This is a genomic window from Roseobacter weihaiensis, assembly GCF_020622345.1.
GTDB lineage: Bacteria > Pseudomonadota > Alphaproteobacteria > Rhodobacterales > Rhodobacteraceae > Roseobacter > Roseobacter weihaiensis.
In genome coordinates this window covers 1-24,258 of sequence record NZ_JACNMO010000033.1, presented here as the reverse complement: position 1 = coordinate 24,258, position 24,258 = coordinate 1, and the positions used below count along the sequence as shown (strand labels likewise).

Sequence of the window (24,258 nt, the reverse complement as noted above, 5' to 3'; positions counted from 1 at the left end):
GGCCGCGCGGGAGGTCACAGTGACGTTCCGCGCGCATATTCTTGGGGCGGCCGCCGGTGGGGGGCTGCCACAATGGAATTGCGGATGCGACAACTGTAAGCTCGCCCGCAACGGCAATATACCGTGCCAGAGCCAGTCGTCGCTTGCCGTGACCGCTGATGGCGCGAAGTGGGCGATCCTGAATGCCTCGCCCGATATCAGACAGCAAATGATCCATGCCGCACCGTTGCATCCGACGGGCCTGCGCGACCTGCCAGTGCGATCCGTTCTGGTGACCAATGGTGATATCGATCACGTCGCCGGGCTTCTTACGCTGCGTGAGATGCAGCCCTTCACACTGTTTGCAACGGCGGGCATCCACGAGGTTCTGGCGCAAAATCCGATTTTCGACGCCCTGAACAGCGCCGTTGTGATCCGCGAAACCATTGCACTGGAGACACCTTTTACGCTCTGCCCCGGTCTGACTGCCAGTCTGTTTCCGGTCCCGGGCAAGGTGCCGCTCTACATGGAGGGCGCGGTGGTGCAGACCGATCTGATCGGCGATCAGACCGTCGGCGTAAAACTTGAGACCGACACGAAGACTGCCTTCTACATCCCCGGCTGCGCGCTGCTGAACGATGACTTGCGGGCGCGGCTGGCGGGAGCAGACCTGCTGTTTTTCGACGGTACCCTGTGGCAGGATGACGAAATGGTCCTTGCGGGGTTGAGCCAGAAGACCGGGAAACGCATGGGGCACATGTCAATGAGCGGGGCGGACGGATCGCTTGCCGCTTTCGAAGGGATGGACATCGGGCGCAAGGTCTATGTGCATATGAACAACACCAACCCGGTGCTCCGCCCCACATCCGCTGAGAAGGCGCAAGCCGAAGCGGCGGGATGGACCATTGGACAGGACGGAATGGAGATCACCTAAATGACCCAGAGCCGCGACGATTTTGAAGCCCGCCTCCGCCAGATCGGGGCCGAAAGATACCATGACCTGCATCCTTTTCACGACATGCTGCACGGCGGTCAGTGCAGCCCCAATCAGGTGCGCGCCTGGGTGGTCAATCGCTATTACTACCAGCATTCGATCCCGATGAAGGACGCCGCCTTCATGTCCCGCGTCGAAGACCCGGACCTGCGACGCGCGTGGCGCTCGCGCATCGAGGACCACGACGGCACCGATGCAAACGAAGGTGGCATCCGCCGCTGGCTGCGTCTGGCGCAAGCGGTAGGCCTCGACCCGGACTATGTCGCTTCCTGCCGGGGCGTGCTGCCGGCCACCAGATTTGCGGTGGATGCCTACGTCCGCTTTGTGCGGGAAAAGACACTGCTTGAAGCCGTCGCGGCCTCCCTGACCGAGCTTTTTGCACCGAAAATCCACGCAAACCGCATTCAGGGCCTGCTCAAGAACTACGACTTCGCCGATGACAGCTCGCTCAGCTACTTCAAAAACCGCCTGAAGGAAGCCCCCAAGGATGTGGCCTTTGGGCTGGCCTGGGTCCTCGATCACGCGGACAGCGCCGAGAAACAGGAGGCCGCCGCGCAGGCGCTGATGTTCAAGACCGATGTGCTCTGGTCGCAACTCGATGCGCTCTGGGGTGCTTACGTGGAACCCGGTCGCATCCCGCCGGGGGCCTGGGTGCCGGATGAAGGTCTGTTACTGAGAAAGGCGTCCTGAGATGGAGACAACTGACATTCCCGCCCTGCCCCGTGGTGTGCGTCTGCACCATGACAAAGTCCGCGACGCCTGGGTGTTGCTCGCCCCGGAACGGGCGGTCACGCTGGACCCGGTCGGCCATGCGATCCTGACGGAAGTCGATGGCGCGCGCAGTTTCGGCGAGATCACCCGCGCGCTGGCGGAACGCTACAACGCACCCATCGAGCAGATCGTGAACGACAGTGCCGGGTTCCTCGACGCGCTGCGTGACCGTCGGTTTCTGGACGTGACTGCATGAAACCCCCACCCCCCATCGCCATGCTGGCGGAGCTCACGCACCGATGTCCGCTGTCCTGCCCCTATTGCTCCAATCCGGTGGAACTGTCGCGGCAGGACGCTGAACTGGACACCGACACATGGGCGCGTGTCTTTCGCGAAGCCGCCGATCTGGGCGTGCTGCAACTGCATCTGTCGGGGGGCGAACCTGCATCGCGCCGCGATCTGGTGGACCTTGTCGCCGCGGCGCGCGAAGCCGGGCTCTATACCAACCTCATCACCTCCGGCATCGGGCTGACCGAGAAACGCCTCGCAGAACTGGACGCGGCCGGTCTTGACCATGTGCAGTTGTCGCTGCAGGGCACCAACCCCGAAATGGCCGATGAGATCGGCGGCTATAATGGCGGGTTCAAACGCAAGATGCAGGTGGCCGGGTGGATCGGCAAGATCGGCTTTCCCCTCACGCTCAACGCGGTCCTGCACCGGCGCAATCTGCACCAGCTTCCCCGCGCTTTGGAGATGGCGCAGGAGATGGGCGCGCGCCGGATAGAGGTTGCCACTGTGCAATTCCATGGCTGGGCACTCAAAAACCGCGATGCGCTGATGCCCACCCGCGAGCAGGCCAAAGAAGCCACGCGGATCGTCACGGAAGCCCGCCGCCGCCTCAAGGGGACGCTGGTCATCGACTACGTGCCGGCGGACTACCATGAGGATTATCCCAAGCGCTGCATGGGCGGCTGGGGGACTTCCGGCCTCAATGTCATCCCCGATGGCACGGTCCTGCCCTGCCACGCGGCCCAGTCCATTCCGCACCTCACCTTTGACCGCGTGCAAGAGACATCCCTCAGCGACATCTGGTATGCCGGGGCCGCCTTCAACGCCTATCGCGGCACAGAGTGGATGGCAGAACCCTGCAAAAGCTGCGACCGCAAGACCATCGACTTTGGCGGCTGCCGCTGTCAGGCGATGGCCATCGTTGGCGACGCGTCGGCCACGGACCCTGTCTGCATCAAATCCCCCCACCATGGTGCGTTGCAGGCACAGGCGGACGCGCATGCATCACAAGACGACGCCGTTCTCATCTATCGCACGATGCCCGGCAAAGCGGCAGAGCCTGCGCAATAGACCTTTGCAGGCAAAGATACCCGCGCCATGCAGGCATGCGGATCATCCGCCAGCAATTTGCTGCGCCTTCTCCACAAGGACCTCGGCCTGTCGTATGGAGGCATAGTCGATCAGGCGACCATCCAGGCTGACAGCTCCCTTGCCGTCCGCTTCGGCCTGTTTCATTGCCTCAAGAATACGCTGCGCCTTGGTAATCTCTGCGTCGGACGGGCTCATCACCTCATTTGCCAGTGCGATCTGGCTGGGGTGGATGGCCCACTTCCCTTCACAGCCCAGAACGGCGGCTCTGTAGGCCGCAGCCTTGTAGCCGTCGGGATCCTTGAAATCGCCGAAAGGACCGTCAATGGGCCGCAACCCGTTGGCACGCGCGGCCACGACCATCCTCGCCAGAGCATAATGCCACATATCCCCCCAATGATTTTCGCGCTGACCGTTCTCATCCGGGTCGGTCAGAACGGCGTAATCCTTGTTCACACCGCCGATGATTGTGGTGCGCGCCCGCGTTGACGCCGCGTAGTCGGCCACGCCGAAATGCAGGCTCTCGTTGCGCTTGGAGGCAGCCGCGATCTCACTGACATTCTGCATGCCGAGCGCGGTTTCGATAATATGTTCAAAACCAATACGCTTCTTGTAGCTCTTGGCGTCTTCGATCTGGGTCACCATCATGTCGACGGCGTAGACATCCGACGCCGTGCCGACCTTGGGAACCATGATAAGATCAAGGCGCTCGCCCGCCTGTTCCACGACATCCACCACGTCGCGGTACATGTAGTGCGTATCAAGGCCATTGATGCGCACCGACATCGATTTCTTGCCCCAATCCACCTCGTTGAGCGCCTTGATGATGTTCTTGCGGGCCTGCTCCTTTTCATCTGGTGCGACGGCGTCTTCAAGATCGAGAAAGATCACATCGACATCGGATTTCGCCGCTTTTTCAAACATATCCGGCTGACTTCCCGGCACGGCGAGTTCGGAGCGGTTCAGGCGGCCCGGGGCCTGTTCGGCAGCGTAAAATGACATGTCGCAGATCCTTTCAGAACGTAATAAAGTTACCATAGAAACGGTTTCGGCGACTAAAAATGTCAAGCACAACTTTGGTCTATCTGGGTATACCGCGCAGGCTATTCCGCGTCGGGGCGCAACCTGGAGGAATAGTAAAAGGCGATGGCCTGCGCCCGATTCTTGACGCTGAGCTTGCCATAAAGGTTCGACAAGTGGAACTTCACCGTGTTGGTTGAAATCCCAAGTTCGCTGGAGAGTTCCCGGTTGGTCAGCCCTTTTGACAAGGCCTCCAGCATCGCGCGTTCCTTGCGACTGAGCTGATGGATCGGGTCTTGCTGCAAATCGCGGACGTCAAGGAAGGGGAAAACCATTTTGCCTTTGGCCACGTCCATGCAGGTTTCCAGCAAAGTGTGAACCTGGGCGGAGCGTGGCACAAATGCTGCCGCCCCGGCCGTCATGGCCATGCGCGGCAAATCACCCGAACCCTCGGCATAAACGGCAATTTTGGGGGCGTTTTCCTGTTCCCGCAGAACCTCGATCAGCTTTGCCCCTCCGATGACGGGCAGGTTCCAGTCAATCACACCGACGGTGACAGGAACACGCATGACTGTTCCCAGGAACGCCTCTGCTGTCGCAGCAGTCGCCACAAGCGAGAATCGCTCATCCCGTTCGAAAACTTCCGACATCGCTGACAGAACCAGCGGATTGCTGTCGGCCAGCATGATCTCGATAGGTTGGCTAAAAGCTTGATTCATATCTGCTAATTCCGATAAACTACCCACACGGGTGGGCTTAGATCTGGTATGCCGCCGGATACTTACCAATTTGGGTAGGTAAAACACCGCCTAAATAGATACCCAAAGGCAGGTCTAACGGGCGTTGTCCCATTTGTCGAGTTCAGTAACTGTTAATGCATCACTGGAATTCAGTTTAGCCCACGACAGGAGCGTACCATGAGCGATGTCACCGTCTTTCCGCAACTTGAAATACCCGAAACCATCGCTGCAGGCCCCGGCCCCGGCAATACAGATGCCCGGGTGTTGGCGCGCTTTGCGGGCGCAGGGCTCGCAGATCACATGCATGAGGACGTCCTGCGTGGCATGAAAGAATGCAAGCACATGCTGCGCGACGTCATGGGCACCAAGAACGTTCACACCTTCGGCGTCGCTGGCACAGGATGGAGCGGTCTGGACGTTATGTTCAGCGCGGTGATGCCCGGCGACAGCGTTGTGATGTTCGTGAACGGCACATTCTCCGGTATCGATGGTCTGACAGTTCGGATGAAGGCAGCAACCGCCGAAGAACTGGCTGCCGACCCGATGAACCCGCAGGCCGCCAGCGTGACGATCATCGATGTGCCGCATGGTCAGTCCGTCACCGGCGAAATCGTTGAAAAAGCCCTCGCGGCGCACAAACCAAAATGGGCTGCGATGGCGCATTGGGAAACGGGTTCGGGCCGCATCAATGACATTCAGGGCTTCTCTGATGCCTGCGAGAAACATGGTGCGATGGGGCTCGTGGATGCGGTCTCCTCGCTTGGTGTGGAAGATTTCCGGATCGATGATTACCCGGGAATACACGGCTGGGCATCTTGCCCGCAAAAGGGCATTTGCTGCCTGCCGCTCACCTATGCCCCGGTCTCTTTTACCGACCACTACATTGACATGTTGAAGAAAACCGGCACCCGCACCTTTGTGCATCATCCAATTCTTGAAGCACGTCATTGGGGCATCGTGGATGGTCAGGATGTCGAAAAAGGCGCCTACCACCGCACGCACAGCGCCTATGCGGTCGCGGCTTTCCATGAGGCACTGCGCATCACGCTTCAGCAAACCGTGGCGCAGCGTGCCAAGGACTACCAGTTCCATGAAGCAGCACTCAGAGCAGCGGTCACAGCCATGGGCTGCACCGTGACGTCCAATATGACATCCCTGATCGTGCTCAACCTGCCCGAGGCAATGGCGGGCCGGGAGATGGAATTGGTGCAGCACTGCCGCGCGCAGGGCTTTGGTATCTGGCCGACCCTGTCTGAGCCTGTTCAAATCCGCATCGGCATCCTGAACCTGCTGAACGAACAGACCATTTCGGACATTGTTCGGCGCTTTGGCGATGCCATCACGGACCTTGGCGGTACGGTGGACCATGGCCGGGTGTCCTCTGCGCTGAACGAGTACTACGGCCGGTCGATCGCAGCGGAGTAAGGACTGAAACAAAACGCTACTGGGAGGATGCGTTATGGATATCCACGAGTATCAGGCCAAAGAACTGCTTGCCCGCTTCGGCGTGGCAAGCCCGGAAGGGGCACTGGCCTATAGCCCGGAACAGGCGGCCTACCGCGCCCGCGAACTGGGAGGCGATAAATGGGTCGTCAAGGCGCAGGTCCATGCCGGGGGGCGTGGCAAGGCCGGCGGTGTGAAGCTTTGCCATAGCGACCGCGAGATCGAGCAGACCTGCGAAAATCTCTTTGGACGCAAGCTTGTCACGCATCAGACCGGACCGGAAGGCAAAGGCATCTACCGCATCTACGTCGAAGCGGCGGTCCCCATTGATCGCGAAATCTATCTGGGCTTCGTGCTCGACCGGAGCTCGCAGCGGGTCATGATCGTTGCCAGTGGCGAAGGCGGCATGGAGATCGAAGACATCTCGGCGGACAAACCAGACTCGATCGTGCGCGCAATCGTTGAACCGGCGGTGGGCCTGCAGGAATTCCAGTGCCGCCAGATTGCATTCAAACTCGGTATTGATCCGTCCCTGACCCAGCAATTTGCCCGCACACTTCTGGGCTGCTACCGCGCGTTCACCGAGCTGGATGCGACAATGGTGGAGATCAATCCACTGGTGATCACAGGCGACAACCGCCTGCTTGCCCTGGACGCCAAGATGACCTTCGACACCAACGCGATGTTCCGTCACCCTTACGTGGCCGAATTGCGGGACAAGTCGCAAGAGGACCCGCGGGAATCGCGCGCCGCTGATCGTGGCCTCAATTACGTCGGCCTCGATGGCAACATCGGCTGTATCGTGAATGGTGCCGGGCTGGCCATGGCCACGATGGACATGATCAAGCTCGCCGGCGGGGAGCCTGCCAATTTCCTCGACATCGGCGGGGGGGCCACGCCGGATCGGGTCGCCAAAGCGTTCCGTCTGGTGCTCTCCGACAGCAATGTGCAGGCCATCCTCGTGAACATCTTTGCGGGGATCAACCGCTGCGACTGGGTTGCCGAAGGGATCGTACAGGCCCTCAAGGAGGTCGAGGTGGAAGTCCCCGTGATCGTGCGCCTGGCCGGTACCAATGTCGAAGAGGGTCAGAAAATTCTCGCCCGCTCCGGCATGCCGATCATCCGCGCGACAACGCTCTCGCAGGCCGCTGAGCGCGCAGTCGGTGCCTGGCAGAACGACCTGTCTCAAGGTGTGAAGATGAGGGCCGTCACATGAGCATTCTTTTGGACCGCGACACAAAGGTCATCATCCACGGTATCACCGGAAAGATGGCGCGCTTCCACACCAGGGAAATGATGGATTATGGCACCAACGTGGTCGGCGGCGTGGTACCCGGCAAAGGCGGAGAGACGGTCGAGGGCCTGCCGGTTTTCGACACGGTAGAAGAGGCGGTTGCAGAGACCGGCGCCGAGGCCAGCCTTGTCATCGTGCCGCCCCCCTTTGCCGCGGACAGCATCATGGAAGCCGCCGACAGCGGTATCCGCTATTGTGTCTGCATCACCGACGGCATCCCTGCCTTGGATATGATCCGCGTGAAGCGCTACATGTACCGCTATGCCCGAGAAAAACGCATGGTGCTGACCGGCCCGAACTGTGCAGGCACGATCAGTCCGGGCAAGGCGCTTTTGGGGATCATGCCGGGCCATATCTATCTGCCCGGACATGTGGGCATCGTTGGCCGCTCGGGCACACTGGGGTATGAGGCGGCCGCGCAGCTGAAAGAGCGCGGCATCGGCGTCAGCACGTCGGTGGGTATCGGAGGTGATCCCATAAACGGGTCCTCGTTCAGGGACATTCTGGAACGCTTTGAACAGGATGACCAGACCCATGTCATCGCACTGATCGGCGAGATCGGCGGCCCGCAGGAAGCCGAAGCCGCCGCCTACATTCGCGATCACGTAACCAAACCCGTGATTGCCTATGTGGCCGGTTTGACGGCCCCCAAAGGCCGGACAATGGGTCATGCCGGGGCCATCATCTCGGCCTTTGGTGAAAGCGCCAGCGAAAAGGTTGAAATTCTATCGGCCGCGGGGGTGACGGTTGCCGAAACGCCCGCCTCGATCGGTGCAACAATCGCCCAAGTGATGGAGGCCGCCTGATGCAGAAACCTTCTGTTCTGGTCACCCGCCGCTGGCCGGCTGCCGTCGAAGCGCGGCTTGCTGAAAACTATGACGTGGTGCTGAACCGCGACGACAAACCGCTCAGCAGCATGGAGTTTCGCGAGGCCATCCGCCAGTATGACGCGGTGCTGCCCACCGTGACCGACAAGATCGGGGCGGACGCTTTTGACGTTGCGAAACCGCGCACCAAGATCCTCGCGAACTACGGGGTGGGCTTTACCCATATCGATGTTGGCAGTGCCAAGAACCAGGGGATCGCCATCACCAACACGCCGGATGTGCTGTCAGAATGTACCGCCGATCTGGCCATGACGTTGATGCTGATGGTCGCGCGCCGCGCAGGCGAAGGCGAGCGGGAGGTCCGGGCAGGCAACTGGACGGGATGGCGCCCAACGCATCTGGTCGGGCGCAAGGTGTCCGGCAAGGTCCTCGGTATCATCGGATTTGGCCGCATCGGGCAGGAAATGGCACGCCGCGCGCATCATGGCTTTGGCATGGACATTGTTGTCTACAATCGCTCTCTCGTCCCGGCAGAGGTGCTGGCGCGCTACAACGCCCGGCAGGTCGACACGATTGAGGATTTGCTGCCGCAATGTGATTTCGTCTCGCTGCATTGTCCCGGCGGTGTTGAAAACCGCAATATGATCAACGCGACCCGGCTGAACCTGATGAAGCCGGATGCCTACCTGATCAACACCTCCCGCGGCGAGGTCGTGAATGAGCTGGCCCTGACGCAAGCGCTGATGTTCGAGACCATCGGCGGCGCGGCGCTGGACGTTTTTGACGGCGAGCCCCGGATCAACCCCGATCTCGCGCAATGCGACAACCTGGTGATGCTGCCACATCTGGGCAGCGCGACCAAGGAAGCACGCGAAGCCATGGGATACCGTGTCATCGAAAACCTGAACGCCTTTTTCAGCGGGCAAACCCCGCGCGACCGGGTGGCCTGAAAAAAACCTGCCCTGACCCTGTTTACCTTCGGAGATCCAATATGAATGCCCCCTTCAAAGACAACGGCTTTTTCACCACATCGCTGGCGCAGTCCGACCCGGCTGTGGCAACGTCGATTTCTTCGGAGTTGCAACGCCAGCGCGAAGAGATCGAACTGATCGCATCGGAGAACATTGTCAGCCGCGCGGTGCTTGAGGCACAGGGCAGCATCATGACCAACAAATACGCCGAAGGCTATTCCGGTCGGCGCTACTATGGCGGCTGCCAGTATGTCGACATTGCCGAAGATCTGGCGATTGAACGAGCTTGCGCGCTTTTCAGCTGCGCGTTTGCGAATGTGCAGCCGAACTCCGGGTCGCAGGCCAATCAGGGTGTGTTCCAGGCGCTGCTACAGCCCGGTGATACGATCCTCGGCATGTCACTGGACGCAGGCGGGCATCTGACCCACGGTGCCAAGCCCAATCAGTCCGGCAAGTGGTTCAAGCCCGTTCAGTACGGTGTCAAGCCCGATACGCTCGATATCGACTACGGCCAGATCGAAGCCCTGGCGCATGAACACAAACCTCAAATGATCATCGCGGGAGGATCGGCCATTCCGCGACAGATCGATTTTGCGCGTATCCGCGAGATTGCCGACAGCGTGGGCGCCTACATGCTGGCGGATGTGGCGCATTTCGCCGGGCTGATCGCCGCCGGACAATACGACAGCCCCTTCCCGCACGCCCATGTGGTCACCACAACCACGCATAAGACCCTGCGCGGCCCGCGTGGTGGCATGATCCTGACCAATGACGAGACGCTGGCCAAGAAGTTCAACTCCGCCATTTTCCCAGGCATCCAGGGCGGCCCGCTCATGCATGTGATCGCAGCCAAAGCCGTTGCTTTTGCAGAGGCCCAGCAACCCGCTTTCAAGGAGTACATCAGCCGCGTGATCCGCAACGCCCAAGCCATGGCCGACCAACTCCACAAACGGGGGCTGGAGACCGTTACCCACGGCACGGACACCCATCTTTTGCTGGTCGACCTGCGGCCCAAAGGCGTCAAAGGCAACGAAACCGAAGCCGCCCTTGGACGCGCCAACATCACCTGCAACAAGAACGGGATTCCCTTTGATGACGAAAAACCCATGATTACCAGCGGCATTCGTCTGGGCTCCTCCGCAGGCACAACCCGTGGGTTTGACGAACAGGACTTCCGGGATATCGCCGACTGGATTGTCGATGTGGTTGAAGGGCTTGCGGCCAATGGCCCGGACGGAAACGCTGACATCGAAGCGACCACGAAGGCCAAGGCAAAAGCGCTCTGCGCGGCTCATCCGATCTACTGAGCCGCTGACGACATATTTAGAGCGGGTGAAAACCGCGCGCCTTTCATCCCGCCTGATCCGCGACCGAAGAGATACCCGCCACGATGGCTCCGGCGGGATGGCTTCGTAACGTCAGGACACGATCTGCCAACCGGTCCGCTTCCCGCATGTCGTGGGTCACAAAAAGCGTGGCCGGGTGATGTTCGGCGATCAGACCTTCGGTCAGTTTCAACATCGTCTCGGCGGTTTCGGTATCCAGCGAGACGAAAGGCTCATCCATAATCAACAGCTCCGGCGCGCCGCAAAATGCCCGCGCCAGCGAAAGTCGCCGCTGCTGGCCAAGCGAAAGCTGTCCGGGAAAGAGGCTGTCTTTGCCCTCCAGACCGACGCGGGCGAGCATGGTGCGGGCGGCCTCCGGGTTTAGCTGCGGATGCAGCAGCAGCAGGTTTTGCAGGACGGATCGCCACGGCAACAGGGTCGGCTCCTGAAAGACAAAAGCTGTCGCCGCTGGCCTTTCCACATTGCCATCAAACGCCGCGTCCACACCCGCCACGATCCGTAACAGCGTGGATTTGCCGATCCCCGACGGTCCGACAATGGCGAGTGTTTCCCCCGGTGCCACGCGAAAGGTGAGCGGGCCAAGCACGGGTGTGCCGGCAAAATGTTTTGACCTGATATCGACCGTTATCATGCTGTCCGCCATCGTCTTGCCCGACGCTCGAACGGTTGCAGAAAGAGCCATTCAAAGAGCAGCATGACGCAAATGAAGGAAAACGCGTAAACCAGGACCATCGCCACATCAAAGAGCTGGAAGTAAAGATGGATCTGAAAGCCAACGCCGGAGGAGCGTCCCAGAAACTCGACCACCAGCACGATCTTCCAGATCACAGCCACCCCGGAGCGGGCCGCAGCGGCGATGAAAGGGGCAAGTTGCGGGAACACGACGTGCCGCATGCGGGCCAGCCACGACATCCGGTAGACCTTGCTCATCGCGTCAAGATCAGGATCGAGCGCGCGAGCACCTTCACGGATCACCACGGCGACATTGGGGATCTTGTTGAGCGTCACCGCTGTGATGGCAGCGGCCTCTGTAAGGCCGATCCACAGGTAGCACAGCACGATCAGCACGAGGGCGGGAAGGTTCAGGAAAACAACAAGCCAGGGGTCAAGCCAGGCGTTCACCGCCGCAGATCGGCCCATGATCAAGCCCAGAGCGGTTCCCAGCGTCATGGCAAGCGTGAACGCCCAGATGACCCGGATGATGGTTGCGCCGAGGTGGGTCAGCAGCTCGCCAGATGCCACTTCCTGCTGGAAGGGCGGCCCCAGTTGCCAAGGGGTTGGCAGTATCTGGGTGTCGTCGGTCAGAAGAGCTGCAACCACCCAGAGCGCAAGCAACCCGATCATGGAGAAAACAGGAGTGAGCCGCGCGCCGGTCATTTTCGCATTACTGGACGTCCGCGAAAAGACCATCCGGCACGGATGTGGCAGCGCCCACAAGCTCCGGACCGCCCAACTTCTGCATCAGCCCAAGCATGTCATCCGCGGCCCTGGCATCAATCGGCCCCCGCGCCGGAATGCCCGCGATCCAGTCAGATTTCAACTGCTCGTATTGCGCCTCGGATTGCGCGTTCATACGGGAGCGTATGGCCTCCCAGGCCGCGTCCGACGTGGCCAGCATGTCCTTGGCAGCCCGGCTCGCCTCGAAAAAGGACTGCGCCAGATCGGGATGTTCGTCCAGAAAACTCTCCCTCATGTAATACCCCAGAAGCGGTGTGTCGGTGTCCAGACCGAGGGCTGCCCCTGCCTCTTCCACCGAGATCAGCTCGCGCATGCCTGCCGCCTTGTTCTTGGCCAGAAAGTGCCAGAAATTAATGGCGCCTGCGTATTCATCCCCGGTTGCCGATTTGAAGATCAGAGGCGGCGCGCCGTAGACCTGCTCCGTTTCCGCTTTCAGATCGAAACCATACTGCTGTTGCGCATAGGCCCGCAGGATCAGCCAGGATTTGTCCAACGGACCACCGGCGATGCCGATCTTGCCGTCCCTGAGGTCCTCCAGAGACTGTGCGGTGCTGGTCTCGGGCACGACCAGCCCGCCCACGGCGCGCGAATAGGGGATAAAGACATAGTCTTTGCCCGCCGCGCGCTGACGGGCGACCCAAATCCAATCGGCAACGGCCATGTCGGCCTCACCGCCTTCAACCGCGATACGCGTGGCGCCATTGTCCGCAAACGGCTGGACCTCCAGCACAAAGCCGTGCTGCCGGTCCAGCCCGTTTTCAGTGATCGTCGCCAGTTCCCAATTCACCGTGCCGATCTTGAGCACAGCGGCGCGAATGGTCGGCATGTCATCAGCGAGCACAGGTCCGCTGAATGCCATCACCAGCGCGCAGAACAGTCGGCTCAGGCGTCTCATCGCGTTCTCCCGCGACCGGGCGCGGCTTACTCCGCGCGTCGGCTCACCTCGTTGAATTCCTTGTCCAGCTTGATGTCGAACTGATCGCCTCCTTTGCAGATCACATCGTCAAGATCGTAACCATCCTCTTCGACCTCGATGTCGTCAGGGTCCATCTGGCACTCGATCGAGGCCAACATTGCTTCGATTTTTTCGACCGTCTCGGCATCCACAGCGTCTTCTGCAAAAGCCGGAGCCGACATCAGGGCGACGGCCGCCACTATCAGGGTGAATTTCATATCAAGTGATCCTTCTTTTATTGAATGGAAAGAGTGACGGATTGCGCGTCGCCGGTAGATCCGGGAATGCGCAACTCGTGACGACCAGGTTTGATGGCGATAAAGGACAGCTCAGCCACACCGGCCTTGTCGAACTCGATGCTGTCGATTGCCATGGGCCGGATTTCGATGCTGTTGATCACGATCTCATTCATCCAGATTGCCCGGAAAAAACTGGCGCCCTCCACGGCAAGTTCGGCAGACCCGTCGGCCGTAATCTCCAGCTTGTAGTAGGCGCCGGACTGTAATTGCACGTCCTCCCCCAACGGTTGGCCAGAGGCCAGCGTCAGCTTGATCGTCTCGCCCCGGTTGCATTTGGCCAGCAACCCGGCGAACCCCAGATCATCACACAAGGGTGCGGCGACCACTGGTGTGCTCATCATGGCCATCACAGCAGCCATCAACAGTTTTCTCATCTTGGTACTCCCCTCTTTATGTCTTTGAACGAGACTATTCGATGGTCACAACGCCCCAGGGCTGTTGTCCCACCTGAATGGATCTTATTGCTTGTTCCTTGGCGACATCGATCACGGTGATATCGTTGGAATTGCCGTTGGTGGTCAGCAGGTATTTCTCATCCGGTGTGAAATCGAGCTGCCAGACCCGCTGGCCCACAAGGATGTAATCCAGCACCTCAAGGCTTTGCGCATCGACCACCGCGACGCGGTTTGCTGGCCCGAGCGCGACAAACAGACGTCTGCCATCGGAGGTCACCTTGGCCCCCACGGGCTGCAACCATTCAGGCTGCACACCTGCGACCTCAAAGGAAATCTTGTGCACCAGCGTGGGGGTGCCATCCTCGGCGATATCCATGACCGACACCGTGCCGCCAATCTCGGAGGTCACAAAGAGCCGGGACCCGTCAGCGGTGTACTGGGCATAGCGCGGCCGCTGATCGACCAGGATATTGTGCTTGATCGTGTAGTCCTCGGTTGAGATGAAATGCGCCATGTTCGTCGTCTCGGAGGTATTGACGACAAATTTCGCATCCGGGCTCATGCCCATGCCTTCAGGCTCCACCCCCACGGGCACTTCAGCCAGGATCGTGCGGGTTTCCGTATCCGTCACCGTGACCAGATTGTCATCCTCATTGGCGATGTAGAGCCGCTTGCCCGAGGGTTCCAGAATGAACAGCTCCGGGTCGGGGCCCGAGGGCAGGCTGGGCAGTTCCTCATAGGTGGTGGAATCGAAAACGCGCACGAGGTTGTCATCGGAGGCGCAGACATAGATCACGCTGCCATCAGGGCTCGCCGTGATCCCGCGGGGACGGTTTCCGGCGAAAAACTCCGCCTCCACTTCCCAGGTCTCCGTATTGACCACCGTGATGGTGTTGCCGCGCTCGTTCGAGATGAACGCCTTTCCGGCATAGGCGGGCACGGCCATCAGGACGGCAAGCGACGTTGAGAGTAGCAAGGATTTCATCGGTGTCTCTCCTTATTCAAAAGCGGTGCAGCGGGATTCGGGCCGGTCGAGGCCCATCGTGTCGAGCGGGGATGTCTGATGCAGAAACCCTTCCTGCGGGCTGACGCTGACGGTGATCATCCCGTCATGCAGCAGGATCGGCTGTCGCAGCTGACCATTCCAGTCGCGGAATGTCACCTTTTGACCTTTGAAGGCCGCCAGCTCAAATTCATCCGAAAGCGCGTAGTTGCGCACGCCCTCGGGGTCGGCGGTGTTGGCGCGGGTCACGGCCTCACCGACGACACGCAGGGCCAACCAGACGTTGTAATCCTCTGCTCTGACGTAGCGGCCTGTGAGCGCTTCGAACCGAGTCTGATATTGCATCGCACCGTAAGCTTCATGCGCGCCGTGAAACGATGTGGGTACCAGCCCGCCGGAGCCCAGCACCGGGCGCGGTGTCCACAGGTGATAGCTCAGGAACCGGGCAAAATAATCCGTCTCATCGGCGGCAATCACGACGTCATGATCTTCGGCACGCTGGGTAAAGGTGGGCAATTGGCGCTGGACCATGACATAACCGGAATCCGTCCGCCGCGACCCGCCGGTATCCTCAAAGGACCGGTCCTCGACGATCCGTGCCCCGAATTTGCCCGCCGCCTTGCGGTAAGCCTCCGCCAGAGCCATATCCTGCGGGTTACTGCCGGCAATCAGGAACCAATCCGTCCATTTTTTCCAGACGGCGAATTGCGCGACTGCGTCCGCCTTCATCCCGTGCGAGGGGGCTGTGTGCAGCAGGTTGGCCCGGCAGGCGTCATCGCGCAGCCCGTTGTCGGCAGCCCGCGCGTTGAACACCAGCGCCCCCGCCTCCGCTGCCTGGTCCGTCAGCCGCAGCAGATCCTCCTTGCGCGACTGCAAGACCACCAGCCTGATCCCGTCCTCCAGTATTTTTGCCATGGCCGCGTCCGCGTCTTCAGGCGGCACCGCCACGGTGATGGTCTCATACGTGTGGCCCAGAAACCCTCCCGTGGTGCCATTGTCCTCATCGGCCAGAGCCGCCCCGGCAAAGCCAAGATCGTCCGGCGGCAAGTCATACCGGCTGACAGGCAAGAGTGTGGGGTAGTCAATGCGCAGCACGGCTGCTTTGACCTCAATGGCCAGAGCCGCCCCCGCAGACAAAAATACAGCAAATGCCGCCGCAAGCGACGTGTGCAATCGAAACACCTGATCCTCCCTTGTCCGGGCGTTTTGCCGGACCTCCCGTTTTCCCTGCCAGAGCTGCGGTCAGAACCGATACTTTTGGCCGGGTTGTGAGAAACAGCCTAGCAGCCGCACGATAAAGCACGATTCTTATTTTTTAAGAATGGACCTATGCGACTGATCGTAATTGCTTTTCTTGCAGTAAACAGTCTTGCGGGAGCCGGTGCCCACGCGCAGGAGCGCGTGGCCTTCTTTGGCATGACCTTGCTGGACACGTCTTTGCAGACCGACGGCGGCGATGCGGCCCCACCCGAGGTCGCGCGGATCGCTCTGCTGGAAGAGATGGTGCGGGCACGATTCAAAGACGAAGGATACCTGTTGGTCGACATTGAACCGGCGCGCAAAGAAATCGACCGGGTGGTCAATCTGGCGAAATGCTACGGCTGCGACACCCGCATCGCCACGCAACTGGGCGCGGACTATGCGCTGGTCGGCGAGGTGCAGAAAGTCTCCGACCTGATCCTCGCGATCAACCTGCAACTGCGCGCGGCGGATACGGGTGAGATGGTGAAAGGTGGCGTGGTCGATATTCGCGGCAACACTGACGACAGCTGGACACGTGGCATGCGCTACATCCTGAAAAACAGATTTTTCGTGGAGGAGAAATGATGAAGAAACGTATTTTCCTGGGGGTCTGCCTCGCGGCGATGACCCTGCCCGGGCTGGCGCTGGCACATGGTCCCACCCGGCAAAAGATCACGCTCACCACGCAAGTGGCCGCAAATCCAGCAGAGGTCTGGGCCGCGATCGGCAATTTTCAGGACATGTCCTGGCATCCCGCCGTGCACAGCACCGCAGGCGAGAATGGCAACGCCATTGACGCCACACGGGTGCTGACACTTGGGGCAGCAGACGGGCCGACAATCTCGGAAATCCTCTACAAGTTCAGCGATGAGAAGATGAGCTATTCCTACCGTATCACGGAGGTAGAGGTCGACGTGCTGCCAGTGACGAATTACTCCTCTCATTTGACCGTGATGCCGCGCGAGGCCGGGGGATCGGTGATTGAATGGCGCGGTGCGTTTTATCGCGGCTATCCGAATAACGATCCGCCGGAAGAGCTGAACGACGCGGCCGCCATCGCCGCGGTCTCAGCGGTTTATCAAGCAGGTCTGGATGCGTTGACGGCGAGGTTCGGTGCGTCCGGTTCATAAGCTTGGACCTGCGCTGATGCTGGCAGCCCTTCCGGTCGCGGCAGAGGAGGTCGCTTACATCACCTGTCAAAACGGTGACGCTCTCAGCGTGATCGATCTGGCAGCGGGAACAGAGATCGACCGCTGGCCGGTGCCTGGCAAACCCGCAGGCGTGGCCGTGTCGCACGGTGGGGTCTTTACCGTTTCAGCAGACAGTAAAACCCTACGCAAACATGACCCGCATTCAGGGGCAATCATAAAAAGCACCACACTCGACGGCGGGCCCATCGGCGTTGCCCATGACGCAGCGCGGGGGCAGCTTTTCGTGTCAGACTGGTACAACGCAAGGATCTGGGTACTGGATGACAGCAGGCTGGCCACAAGGGATGAACTGACGGTCGGGGCCGCTCCCGCAGGTCTTGCGATCTCCGAGGATGGCCGCTTCGTCGCTTCGGCCGACCGGGACGCGGATCAGGTATCAATCTTCGATGCAGATACGCTTGATCTGCGACACCGGGTCGATGTGGGTACCCGGCCTTTCGGCCTGCGGTTTGCGCCGGACGGGCGGTTGTTCGTGGGCAATGTGGGCAGCAATGATCTTACCGTGATCGATGCTGCCGGCGGCGGCGTGCAGGCAACCGTGCCCGTGGGTGAGCGGCCCTACGGCGTGGCCTTTGCCAAAGGTCGGGCCTTTGTCACGAACCAATATGAGGACAGCGTCAGCGTGATCGACCTAAAGACGCTTGAGCCCGTGGCCACGCTGACCACCGGTGAATACCCCGAAGGCATTGATACCAGCAGCGATGGCACACGGATTGTCGTCGCCAACTGGTTTGATAACTCCATCACAATCTTCGATGCAGAAGCCCTTTCTGTGCTAAACGAAATAGACACCTGTGACGGCCCCCGCGCTTTTGGCGTGTTCTTGATGGGAGACAGTGAATGAAACATCTTGGATTGACAGCTGCACTGCTCTGCTGGGCAGCCTTGCCCGCCCTGGCAAACACCGACAGTTGGACCGCGGTAAAGCAACAGCTTTATGGTGAGCGCGTCATGCTGAGCGGAGAAGGCATCATCGCCATCGACGCCCCCTACCGGACCTATGATGACGCGCGTACCGATCTGGCCGCGCAGATCAAAGCCCCGCCCGGTGCGCAGATTACCAAGGTCACGGTTGTTCTGGATGAAAACCCCATGCCCGTCTCCGCCGTGTTTGACCTCGATACCCCGCAGCCGGGGTTCTACTTTGACATTACCATGCGGGTGAACGGCCCGACGCCGATGCATGTGATCGCCGAAACCTCGGACGGCCGCTTGTTCGTGTCGGAGACCTTCGTGAAAACCTCCGGACAGGGAGCCTGTGCCGCCCCGCCCGGCACCGACCCGGAAATCGCGCTGGCCACACTCGGCCAGATCAATATCGATTTGGCGGGCACTGTCTCCGGGGTGGAGGGCGGCAGGCTCACCAGCCTGGCCGCGCGTCTGGGCCGGATGGATGTGGATATCTCGCATCCGTCGCATTCCGGCATGCAGATGGACCAGATCTCGTTGCTGTTCATCCCGATGCGCTATGTCGAAAACATCGAGATTGATCTGGATGGTGCGGGGTTTGTGGACCTGACGGGATCGATTTCCCTGTCGGAGAATCCGCGTCTGGGGCTGGCGGTGCCGCAAAGCACCCGGTCGGTGGATGTCACCATGACCGATACCGATGGCACGGTGAGCCATGTGCACAAGGAACTGGCCGGTTTCTGAGGCCGCGCTGTCTCAGTCTGTCTGGGATTGGCCTTCCAGCGGTTCGACCCGTTCCAGCGGATAGTCCCATAACTGCCAGCCGTCGGTCCCCTCGGGCAGCCAATAGACGGATCTGTACCCCCATTCGAGCGCCCGCTTGGCGGCATTCCAACTCATCCAGCAGTCTTCGAGACAGAAGAGGACAACCGGGTGCGCCGGATCGCCCTGTGTGGCCTTCTCCAGCCCGGCCCGGAAGTACCCTGCCGTGACATCGGCAATCGCCCCGTAGCCCACGTTCGGCAACCAGATCGCGCCGGGGATAGAATGGCGCGGCTTGTCACGCCAGATCGTCCCTTTGGGAAGGTTGCCGGGTTTGGGCGGCTGCGGCAGAACATCGATGAAGGCCGCCCCACCCTTCGACCAAAGCGCATAAGCACCTTCCGGGCCCACCACTGTGACACCTTCCAGCGTTGCAGGGACAGGGGCGCGGTAGTGATCCATGCGGTAACCGGGTGGCTCGGGAACCGTTTGCGCCCAGCCTGCGTGCGGCAGCGCCAGAAGCGCCACCGCGAGCAGGGCTTTGATCAATTGGAAATCTCCATGACTTCGGTGCCAAGATCGGTCACCAAGGGCACACCCGCCTCCGCCAGCAACGCGTTGATCTCGTCCTGATTGCGCCGGATCAGAGAATTCAGCTGACGTTGCCACACTTTTTCGCCAATCCGCACCCCCATGGTGATGCGATAGAAGAGACGCGGTGGTAGTTCTTCCTTGACCAGCGGGATGACTTTGAAGTCCGGATAGTCAGCCTTGACCAGCGGCCCTCCGAGCGGCCCCCACAGAACCGCCCCGTCAATCTCGCCCGCCGCCAGATCATCCAGCATATCGTTCGCGGGGCTTTGATGTCGGCGATCAACGACGAGGTTGTACCCCTTCGATTTGCCGATCAACCCGTTGCGCGCCAGATGCGCTGCCGGGGGTGTTCCGGCGACGACCCCCAACCGGCGGTCTTTGAGGGCAGGGTCTGCAAGCGACTGCACCGCCGCCAGATCGCTGTCTTGCGGCACGATCAACGTATAGACAGAGGTGAAGTAGTGGTTGGTGTTGAGCACCAGTTCATGACCCTGCGCATAGCCCATTATCACGTCGCATTGCTTGGCCATGAGCGTATTGCGGATAAACCCGGTGGCCATGGGATACCAGGTGTATTGCACGGGCAGATCGAGCTTTGCCGCGACGAACTCGGCCAGCTTGTTCTCGAACCCGGTTTCATCCTTGGCGGACATGGGGTAATTCGCGGGGTCTGCACAGACACGCAAGGCGTTGTTGGACACCAGATCGGATGTCTGTGCACCTGCAGACCCCGCAAGGGAGAAACCCAGGAAGAGGGTTACAGCCAGGTTTCGAAATATGTTTTCAGCCCATGCAGGCATTTTCATCCTCACGGATTACGTCGGATTTGGCTTCCTTCTTGGCCGGGCGCCCACGGGGCACCGCATCAAGGCCGCGCGCCTTGAGGTAGACGTAGATATCATCAAGGTAGCACATCACGTTCCGGTTATCACCAAAGTGCGGCATCACCGAATTGCCGTTCTGGCGACCATTCACGACGACGTCGAAAAATTCATCATAGCCAAGGTCAATGGCCGCGTTCTTGACCGCCGGCGCATAGGTCGAGCCCTCGCCGTCGGGGCCGTGACACACGTGGCATTCCGCGTGATACCGGCGGAACCCCGAAAAGGTCAGCCAGTCGACGGTACCGTCTTCCGCGATGTTGAACGTCGGCACATCGTCGCTGTTGAAATACCGGCCATCCTCACTGTAAGCGACCTCGTAGAGTGCCGGATCGACCGGCTCTTCGGCGCTGGCCGTGACCGGCAGACCTGCGGCCAGACAAAGCGCCACAATACCATATGTGGTTTTCATGTTTCTCACCCATTTTATCTGGGGCCGCGTGTCGCTGTCGCCCGATTGTTTGTTGGACTGGCGCGGCCTTTTGAAAAGCCGCGCCAGTCTTTGGGTCAAGGCATTCGCCAAGGTCAGTTTGGCAGTGCAAAGACCGTCAGTTGACCGCCCAGAGCCGTGTAGTCACTCAGCGCGGCATAGCCGCCGACAGCACCAAGGCCGTCATTGGGATTGGTCAGACCCGCCGCAAGGCCGATCCCGGCCCAGCCGCCAACACCCGACAGGATACCGACATACTGCCGCCCGTCATGCTCATAGGTCATCACGTTACCGATGATGCCCGAGGGTGTCTTGAAGCGGTAAAGCTCCTCACCCGTTTCAGCGCTCACTGCTTTCAGGTGACCTTCGAGCGTGCCGTAGAACACGATGTCCCCTGCCGTTGCCAGTGCACCGGACCAGACCGAGAACTTCTCGGGGATGGACCACAGGATCTCACCTTTGAGGTTATCCCAGGCGATGAAGTTGCCCATGCCACCATGGCTGTCCGGTGCAGGATACATCGACAGGGTCGCACCCACATAGGGCTGACCTGCGGTGTAGCTCACCCGGAAAGGCTCATAATCCATGCAGACGTGATTTGTCGGCACATAGAAGACTTCCGTTCTGGGCGAATAGGCCGCTGGCTGCTGGTCCTTGGTGCCCAGGGCCGCAGGGCAGATGCCGGTGGTGTTGACGTCCTCGCCGTTCTGCGACGTGGAATATTGCGCCACAACCGCCGGACGACCATAGGTGTCGGAGTTCGGATCCATGTCGACGCCCGTTGTCCAGTTCACAACCGGGTCGTATTTCTCCGCTACCAGCAGTTCGCCGGTCACACGGTCCATGGTGTAGGCCAGACCGTTGCGATCAAAGTGGGTGAGCAGCTTGCGCATCTCGCCGTCAATCTCTTGCTCGGTCAGGATGTTCTCGTTCACACCGTCGTAATCCCACTCGTCGTGCGGGGTCATCTGGTAGAACCACTTGGCCACACCGGTGTCGATGTCGCGGGCCATGAGGGTCATGGACCAGCGGTTGTCACCAGGACGCTGTGCCGGGTTCCAGGTCGACGGGTTGCCTGTGCCGTAGTAGAACAGGTTTTCATCCATATCCGCCGAGAACCAGCCCCAGGTGGTACCACCGCCGATCATCCACTGATCGCCTTCCCAGGTGTTGGTGCCGGAGTTTTCCCCCACGGGCGTGCCCAGATGGGTGGTGTTCTCCGGATCAACGAGGATGTCCTCATCCGGGCCCATGGAATAGGCGCGCCAGACCAGCTCACCGGTGGCCATGTCATAGGCCGTCGTGTGACCCCGGACACCGAATTCACCGCCCGAAATGCCGACAATAACCTTGTCCTTGACCGGCAGCACGGTGGCTGTGTTGGTCTCTCCGATGGAAGGATCACCGTTGATGGCTTCCCATTCCACGGCACCCGTTTCCGCGTTCAGCGCGACAACTTTCGTGTCGGCCTGATGCAGGAAAATCTTGTTATCCGCGTAGGCAACGCCCCGGTAAACCGTGTCACAGCACATCACCGGAATGACATCCGGATCCTGCTTTGGCTCATATTTCCAGAGGATCTTGCCCTCATTGGCCAGATCAAGCGCATAGACGATGTTCGGGAACGGCGTGTGCACATACATCACGTCGCCGATCACCAGCGGCGAGCCCTCATGCCCGCGCAGAACCCCGGTGGAAAATGTCCAGGCCACCTGCAGATCGCCCACGTTGTCCACATTAATCTGGTCAAGCTCGGAATAACGGTGGTTCTTGTAGTCACCGGTCTGGATGGCCCATTGGCTGGCATTGTCCATCTGTGAAATGAGATCGTCGTTTGCATAGGCCATACTGGCGGCGCAAAGAGCGATCCCAGACGTCAAAAGCGATAGCTTTTTCATCAAAGTACCTCCCTGGTATGCGGCAGGATTGCCGCGTGAATGACACTCAGACCCGGTACCGGGCTTGGTATCAGTTCTTTCCAACACGGCCGAACTCTCCACCGGCCGCACAGGAAATTCTTGAGCTTACGAGCCTTCCGCTGGGAAGCTCGCAAGATATGCAATCACGTTCGCCCGGTCTTCTTCCTTGCGAAGGCCGGCAAAGGACATCTTGGTGCCTTTAGCGTAGTCGCGCGGCTTTTTGAGGAAAGCGTCCATCTCTTCAACCGTCCAGGTTTTGCCGTCGGCACCCAGCTCCATCAAGACGTCCGAATAGCCAAAATCCGGCACGGCAGCTATGGCACCACCGAAAACGCCATTCAGGACTGGGCCGACCTTATTCTCGGCACCCTCGCCCACCGCATGGCAGGCCTTGCACTTGCGGAACACTTTCTCGCCTGCTGCCGCATCACCCGTGATTTCGCCCTCCGCGAAGGCCACTGCCGGCACCACCATCAGACAGGTTACCGCAAAAAACTTTCTCAACATGTCGTCCCTTCCATCGTTTGGACTTTTACGTGCTGTCAGTTCAACCGGGCCGCGTGCCAGCGCACATGGTCCCGCGCAAAACTGTTCACAAAGAAATACGAATGGTCGTAGCCTTCTTGCATCCGGACCTGTCCGGGCTGCCTGCGGCGCGCCATCACGTCGGCCAGCGATTCAGGTTTGAGAAGATCAAGGAACTGGTCCCCCGACCCCTGATCCACAAGCAGATCGCCTTTCCAGCCGTGTTCCTGCAGCAGCAGCGTGGCATCATGTTCGGCCCAACTGCTTTCGTCATCACCCAGATAGGCGCTCAGCTGTTTGCGCCCCCAGTCCGACTGGGTCGGATTGGCGATTGGCGCAAAGGCCGACAGCGAGTCAAAAAGACCTGCATTCCGGATAGCGATTGTAATCGCCCCATGCCCGCCCATCGAATGGCCGGTGATCCCGTGCTTGTCCTGAACCGGCAGGTTATCCATCACGATGGAGCGCAATTCGCTGACAATATAATCGTACATCCGGTAATGCGTCTTCCAGGGGTTCCGCGTGGCATTGAGGTAAAAACCGGCCCCCTGCCCCAGATCGTAGGCGTCGTCATCGCTGACCCCATCGCCTCGGGGCGAGGTATCGGGAAAGATCACCGCCAGACCATGCTCGGCGGCATGTTCCTGAAAACCACCCTTGGTCATGGCGTTCTCGTGGGTGCAGGTCAGCCCACTCAGATACCACAGCACCGGCACCGGTCCGACCTCTGCCTGGGGCGGCAGGTACGCGGCAAAGGTCATCTCACAGCCGCAGGTGTTGGACGGATGCTTCAAGACTTTCTGCCTGCCTCCGAAACTCCGATTTTCCGACACCAGCTCCATATCAGCTCAAAACTCCACGACGGCGCGGATTGATTTTCCCTGGTGCATGAGGTCGAAGCCGTGGTTGATCTCGTCGAGGGTCAGCTTGTGCGTGATCATCGGGTCGATCTCGATCTTGCCGTCCATGTACC

General features: G+C 60.1%; 28 protein-coding genes and 1 pseudogene. 13 read left to right on the top strand and 16 right to left on the bottom strand.

The window, feature by feature from the left end; translation table 11 throughout:
* Window positions 1-19: 19 nt before the first annotated feature.
* Genes pqqB through pqqE form a run of 4 tightly spaced genes read left to right on the top strand, consistent with a single transcriptional unit; the run spans window position 20 to window position 3,043 of the window.
* Window positions 20-913 carry a pyrroloquinoline quinone biosynthesis protein PqqB gene (pqqB, locus tag H7847_RS23765; RefSeq protein WP_227271981.1) on the top strand — a complete coding sequence of 298 codons (894 nt, stop codon included), beginning with the start codon at window positions 20-22 and terminating at the stop codon, window positions 911-913.
* Window positions 914-1,663, top strand: a complete 750-nt coding sequence (pqqC, locus tag H7847_RS23760; RefSeq protein WP_227271980.1) for a pyrroloquinoline-quinone synthase PqqC — start codon at window positions 914-916, stop codon at window positions 1,661-1,663. It begins immediately after the preceding gene.
* 1 nt (window position 1,664) lies between these two features.
* Window positions 1,665-1,940 (top strand): pyrroloquinoline quinone biosynthesis peptide chaperone PqqD, encoded by a 276-nt coding sequence (gene pqqD / locus H7847_RS23755; RefSeq protein WP_227271979.1) that lies wholly within the window; start codon window positions 1,665-1,667, stop codon window positions 1,938-1,940.
* Entirely contained in the window at window positions 1,937-3,043 is a 1,107-nt protein-coding gene (pqqE, locus tag H7847_RS23750; RefSeq protein ID WP_227271978.1) for a pyrroloquinoline quinone biosynthesis protein PqqE, read from the top strand. The genes pqqD and pqqE overlap by 4 nt, the downstream gene beginning before the upstream one ends.
* 42 nt (window positions 3,044-3,085) lie before the next feature.
* Here the strand turns inward: pqqE and H7847_RS23745 are convergent, their stop codons facing one another.
* Together H7847_RS23745 and H7847_RS23740 are read right to left on the bottom strand one after the other, a co-directional pair.
* Complete coding sequence (locus H7847_RS23745; RefSeq protein WP_227271977.1) at window positions 3,086-4,063, bottom strand: HpcH/HpaI aldolase/citrate lyase family protein; 978 nt, start codon at window positions 4,061-4,063, stop codon at window positions 3,086-3,088.
* Window positions 4,064-4,164: 101 nt separating this feature from the next.
* Entirely contained in the window at window positions 4,165-4,767 is a 603-nt protein-coding gene (locus tag H7847_RS23740) for a response regulator transcription factor (RefSeq protein ID WP_406676037.1), read from the bottom strand.
* Between the two features lie 231 nt (window positions 4,768-4,998).
* Between H7847_RS23740 and H7847_RS23735 the strand changes: the two genes are divergently transcribed.
* Genes H7847_RS23735 through glyA form a run of 5 tightly spaced genes read left to right on the top strand, consistent with a single transcriptional unit; the run spans window position 4,999 to window position 10,663 of the window.
* Window positions 4,999-6,246 (top strand): aminotransferase class V-fold PLP-dependent enzyme, encoded by a 1,248-nt coding sequence (locus H7847_RS23735; protein ID WP_227271975.1) that lies wholly within the window; start codon window positions 4,999-5,001, stop codon window positions 6,244-6,246.
* A 34-nt stretch (window positions 6,247-6,280) separates the two neighbouring features.
* A complete protein-coding gene (locus H7847_RS23730; protein ID WP_227271974.1) occupies window positions 6,281-7,480 on the top strand; it encodes a malate--CoA ligase subunit beta in 1,200 nt (399 codons plus the stop codon).
* The gene (gene sucD / locus H7847_RS23725; RefSeq protein ID WP_227271973.1) at window positions 7,477-8,364 is read left to right on the top strand and encodes a succinate--CoA ligase subunit alpha; all 888 of its coding nucleotides are present in this window, start codon (window positions 7,477-7,479) and stop codon (window positions 8,362-8,364) included. The genes H7847_RS23730 and sucD overlap by 4 nt, the downstream gene beginning before the upstream one ends.
* Window positions 8,364-9,335: a 2-hydroxyacid dehydrogenase gene (locus tag H7847_RS23720; protein WP_227271972.1), complete on the top strand. Its 972-nt coding sequence runs from the start codon at window positions 8,364-8,366 to the stop codon at window positions 9,333-9,335. The genes sucD and H7847_RS23720 overlap by 1 nt, the downstream gene beginning before the upstream one ends.
* 41 nt (window positions 9,336-9,376) lie before the next feature.
* Window positions 9,377-10,663, top strand: coding sequence for a serine hydroxymethyltransferase (gene glyA, locus H7847_RS23715; RefSeq protein ID WP_227271971.1), 1,287 nt, complete (start codon window positions 9,377-9,379; stop codon window positions 10,661-10,663).
* 43 nt (window positions 10,664-10,706) lie between these two features.
* Here glyA and H7847_RS23710 read toward each other — a convergent pair whose 3' ends face one another.
* The 7 genes from H7847_RS23710 to H7847_RS23680 are packed head-to-tail and all read right to left on the bottom strand — an operon-like array spanning window position 10,707 to window position 15,994.
* Window positions 10,707-11,333 (bottom strand): ABC transporter ATP-binding protein, encoded by a 627-nt coding sequence (locus H7847_RS23710; RefSeq protein ID WP_227271970.1) that lies wholly within the window; start codon window positions 11,331-11,333, stop codon window positions 10,707-10,709.
* The gene (locus tag H7847_RS23705; RefSeq protein ID WP_227271969.1) at window positions 11,330-12,079 is read right to left on the bottom strand and encodes an ABC transporter permease; all 750 of its coding nucleotides are present in this window, start codon (window positions 12,077-12,079) and stop codon (window positions 11,330-11,332) included. Before H7847_RS23705 ends, H7847_RS23710 begins: the two co-directional genes overlap by 4 nt.
* A gap of 7 nt (window positions 12,080-12,086) precedes the next feature.
* Window positions 12,087-13,055: an ABC transporter substrate-binding protein gene (locus tag H7847_RS23700; RefSeq protein WP_227271968.1), complete on the bottom strand. Its 969-nt coding sequence runs from the start codon at window positions 13,053-13,055 to the stop codon at window positions 12,087-12,089.
* 26 nt (window positions 13,056-13,081) lie between these two features.
* A complete protein-coding gene (locus H7847_RS23695) occupies window positions 13,082-13,333 on the bottom strand; it encodes a PepSY domain-containing protein (RefSeq protein WP_227271967.1) in 252 nt (83 codons plus the stop codon).
* A gap of 17 nt (window positions 13,334-13,350) precedes the next feature.
* Window positions 13,351-13,788, bottom strand: coding sequence for a cupredoxin domain-containing protein (locus tag H7847_RS23690; RefSeq protein ID WP_227271966.1), 438 nt, complete (start codon window positions 13,786-13,788; stop codon window positions 13,351-13,353).
* A 34-nt stretch (window positions 13,789-13,822) separates the two neighbouring features.
* The gene (locus H7847_RS23685; protein WP_227271965.1) at window positions 13,823-14,794 is read right to left on the bottom strand and encodes a YVTN family beta-propeller repeat protein; all 972 of its coding nucleotides are present in this window, start codon (window positions 14,792-14,794) and stop codon (window positions 13,823-13,825) included.
* A 12-nt stretch (window positions 14,795-14,806) separates the two neighbouring features.
* Window positions 14,807-15,994 carry an ABC transporter substrate-binding protein gene (locus tag H7847_RS23680; protein ID WP_406676036.1) on the bottom strand — a complete coding sequence of 396 codons (1,188 nt, stop codon included), beginning with the start codon at window positions 15,992-15,994 and terminating at the stop codon, window positions 14,807-14,809.
* A 147-nt stretch (window positions 15,995-16,141) separates the two neighbouring features.
* Between H7847_RS23680 and H7847_RS23675 the strand changes: the two genes are divergently transcribed.
* Genes H7847_RS23675 through H7847_RS23660 form a run of 4 tightly spaced genes read left to right on the top strand, consistent with a single transcriptional unit; the run spans window position 16,142 to window position 18,918 of the window.
* Window positions 16,142-16,639 (top strand): DUF3280 domain-containing protein, encoded by a 498-nt coding sequence (locus H7847_RS23675; protein ID WP_227271964.1) that lies wholly within the window; start codon window positions 16,142-16,144, stop codon window positions 16,637-16,639.
* Window positions 16,639-17,184, top strand: coding sequence for an SRPBCC family protein (locus tag H7847_RS23670; protein WP_227271963.1), 546 nt, complete (start codon window positions 16,639-16,641; stop codon window positions 17,182-17,184). Before H7847_RS23675 ends, H7847_RS23670 begins: the two co-directional genes overlap by 1 nt.
* A 16-nt stretch (window positions 17,185-17,200) precedes the next feature.
* Window positions 17,201-18,109 carry a YVTN family beta-propeller repeat protein gene (locus H7847_RS23665; RefSeq protein WP_227271962.1) on the top strand — a complete coding sequence of 303 codons (909 nt, stop codon included), beginning with the start codon at window positions 17,201-17,203 and terminating at the stop codon, window positions 18,107-18,109.
* The gene (locus H7847_RS23660; protein ID WP_227271961.1) at window positions 18,106-18,918 is read left to right on the top strand and encodes a quinoprotein dehydrogenase-associated SoxYZ-like carrier; all 813 of its coding nucleotides are present in this window, start codon (window positions 18,106-18,108) and stop codon (window positions 18,916-18,918) included. Before H7847_RS23665 ends, H7847_RS23660 begins: the two co-directional genes overlap by 4 nt.
* Window positions 18,919-18,930: 12 nt before the next feature.
* On the opposite strand, the gene H7847_RS23655 is transcribed toward H7847_RS23660, so the two are convergent.
* The 7 genes and pseudogenes from H7847_RS23655 to H7847_RS23625 form a co-directional block, all read right to left on the bottom strand.
* Window positions 18,931-19,485 carry a PQQ-dependent catabolism-associated CXXCW motif protein gene (locus H7847_RS23655; RefSeq protein ID WP_227271960.1) on the bottom strand — a complete coding sequence of 185 codons (555 nt, stop codon included), beginning with the start codon at window positions 19,483-19,485 and terminating at the stop codon, window positions 18,931-18,933.
* On the bottom strand, window positions 19,482-20,330 hold the full coding sequence (locus H7847_RS23650; protein WP_227271959.1) for a substrate-binding domain-containing protein: 849 nt from the start codon (window positions 20,328-20,330) through the stop codon (window positions 19,482-19,484). The genes H7847_RS23655 and H7847_RS23650 overlap by 4 nt, the downstream gene beginning before the upstream one ends.
* Window positions 20,314-20,823 (bottom strand): c-type cytochrome, methanol metabolism-related, encoded by a 510-nt coding sequence (locus H7847_RS23645; RefSeq protein ID WP_227271958.1) that lies wholly within the window; start codon window positions 20,821-20,823, stop codon window positions 20,314-20,316. The genes H7847_RS23650 and H7847_RS23645 overlap by 17 nt, the downstream gene beginning before the upstream one ends.
* Before the next feature lie 113 nt (window positions 20,824-20,936).
* The gene (locus H7847_RS23640) at window positions 20,937-22,739 is read right to left on the bottom strand and encodes a methanol/ethanol family PQQ-dependent dehydrogenase (protein WP_227271957.1); all 1,803 of its coding nucleotides are present in this window, start codon (window positions 22,737-22,739) and stop codon (window positions 20,937-20,939) included.
* Window positions 22,740-22,865: 126 nt separating this feature from the next.
* Window positions 22,866-23,267, bottom strand: a complete 402-nt coding sequence (locus tag H7847_RS23635; protein ID WP_227271956.1) for a c-type cytochrome — start codon at window positions 23,265-23,267, stop codon at window positions 22,866-22,868.
* A gap of 35 nt (window positions 23,268-23,302) precedes the next feature.
* On the bottom strand, window positions 23,303-24,127 hold the full coding sequence (gene fghA, locus H7847_RS23630) for an S-formylglutathione hydrolase (protein WP_227271955.1): 825 nt from the start codon (window positions 24,125-24,127) through the stop codon (window positions 23,303-23,305).
* A gap of 6 nt (window positions 24,128-24,133) precedes the next feature.
* A pseudogene (locus H7847_RS23625) lies at window positions 24,134-24,258 on the bottom strand (S-(hydroxymethyl)glutathione dehydrogenase); the annotation flags it as partial.

Coding starts and splice junctions, on each gene's coding strand:
- H7847_RS23720 (WP_227271972.1), top strand. CDS start 8,364: ATGCAGAAACCTTCTGTTCTGGTCACCCGCCGCTGGCCGGCTGCCGTC.
- H7847_RS23675 (WP_227271964.1), top strand. CDS start 16,142: ATGCGACTGATCGTAATTGCTTTTCTTGCAGTAAACAGTCTTGCGGGA.
- H7847_RS23735 (WP_227271975.1), top strand. CDS start 4,999: ATGAGCGATGTCACCGTCTTTCCGCAACTTGAAATACCCGAAACCATC.
- H7847_RS23745 (WP_227271977.1), bottom strand. CDS start 4,063: ATGTCATTTTACGCTGCCGAACAGGCCCCGGGCCGCCTGAACCGCTCC.
- H7847_RS23640 (WP_227271957.1), bottom strand. CDS start 22,739: ATGAAAAAGCTATCGCTTTTGACGTCTGGGATCGCTCTTTGCGCCGCC.
- H7847_RS23690 (WP_227271966.1), bottom strand. CDS start 13,788: ATGAGAAAACTGTTGATGGCTGCTGTGATGGCCATGATGAGCACACCA.
- glyA (WP_227271971.1), top strand. CDS start 9,377: ATGAATGCCCCCTTCAAAGACAACGGCTTTTTCACCACATCGCTGGCG.
- H7847_RS23685 (WP_227271965.1), bottom strand. CDS start 14,794: ATGAAATCCTTGCTACTCTCAACGTCGCTTGCCGTCCTGATGGCCGTG.
- fghA (WP_227271955.1), bottom strand. CDS start 24,127: ATGGAGCTGGTGTCGGAAAATCGGAGTTTCGGAGGCAGGCAGAAAGTC.
- H7847_RS23650 (WP_227271959.1), bottom strand. CDS start 20,330: ATGCCTGCATGGGCTGAAAACATATTTCGAAACCTGGCTGTAACCCTC.
- H7847_RS23695 (WP_227271967.1), bottom strand. CDS start 13,333: ATGAAATTCACCCTGATAGTGGCGGCCGTCGCCCTGATGTCGGCTCCG.
- H7847_RS23740 (WP_406676037.1), bottom strand. CDS start 4,767: ATGCTGGCCGACAGCAATCCGCTGGTTCTGTCAGCGATGTCGGAAGTT.
- H7847_RS23645 (WP_227271958.1), bottom strand. CDS start 20,823: ATGAAAACCACATATGGTATTGTGGCGCTTTGTCTGGCCGCAGGTCTG.
- H7847_RS23660 (WP_227271961.1), top strand. CDS start 18,106: ATGAAACATCTTGGATTGACAGCTGCACTGCTCTGCTGGGCAGCCTTG.
- pqqE (WP_227271978.1), top strand. CDS start 1,937: ATGAAACCCCCACCCCCCATCGCCATGCTGGCGGAGCTCACGCACCGA.
- pqqC (WP_227271980.1), top strand. CDS start 914: ATGACCCAGAGCCGCGACGATTTTGAAGCCCGCCTCCGCCAGATCGGG.
- sucD (WP_227271973.1), top strand. CDS start 7,477: ATGAGCATTCTTTTGGACCGCGACACAAAGGTCATCATCCACGGTATC.
- H7847_RS23705 (WP_227271969.1), bottom strand. CDS start 12,079: ATGACCGGCGCGCGGCTCACTCCTGTTTTCTCCATGATCGGGTTGCTT.
- H7847_RS23700 (WP_227271968.1), bottom strand. CDS start 13,055: ATGAGACGCCTGAGCCGACTGTTCTGCGCGCTGGTGATGGCATTCAGC.
- H7847_RS23730 (WP_227271974.1), top strand. CDS start 6,281: ATGGATATCCACGAGTATCAGGCCAAAGAACTGCTTGCCCGCTTCGGC.
- H7847_RS23670 (WP_227271963.1), top strand. CDS start 16,639: ATGAAGAAACGTATTTTCCTGGGGGTCTGCCTCGCGGCGATGACCCTG.
- pqqD (WP_227271979.1), top strand. CDS start 1,665: ATGGAGACAACTGACATTCCCGCCCTGCCCCGTGGTGTGCGTCTGCAC.
- H7847_RS23635 (WP_227271956.1), bottom strand. CDS start 23,267: ATGTTGAGAAAGTTTTTTGCGGTAACCTGTCTGATGGTGGTGCCGGCA.
- H7847_RS23665 (WP_227271962.1), top strand. CDS start 17,201: ATGCTGGCAGCCCTTCCGGTCGCGGCAGAGGAGGTCGCTTACATCACC.
- H7847_RS23710 (WP_227271970.1), bottom strand. CDS start 11,333: ATGATAACGGTCGATATCAGGTCAAAACATTTTGCCGGCACACCCGTG.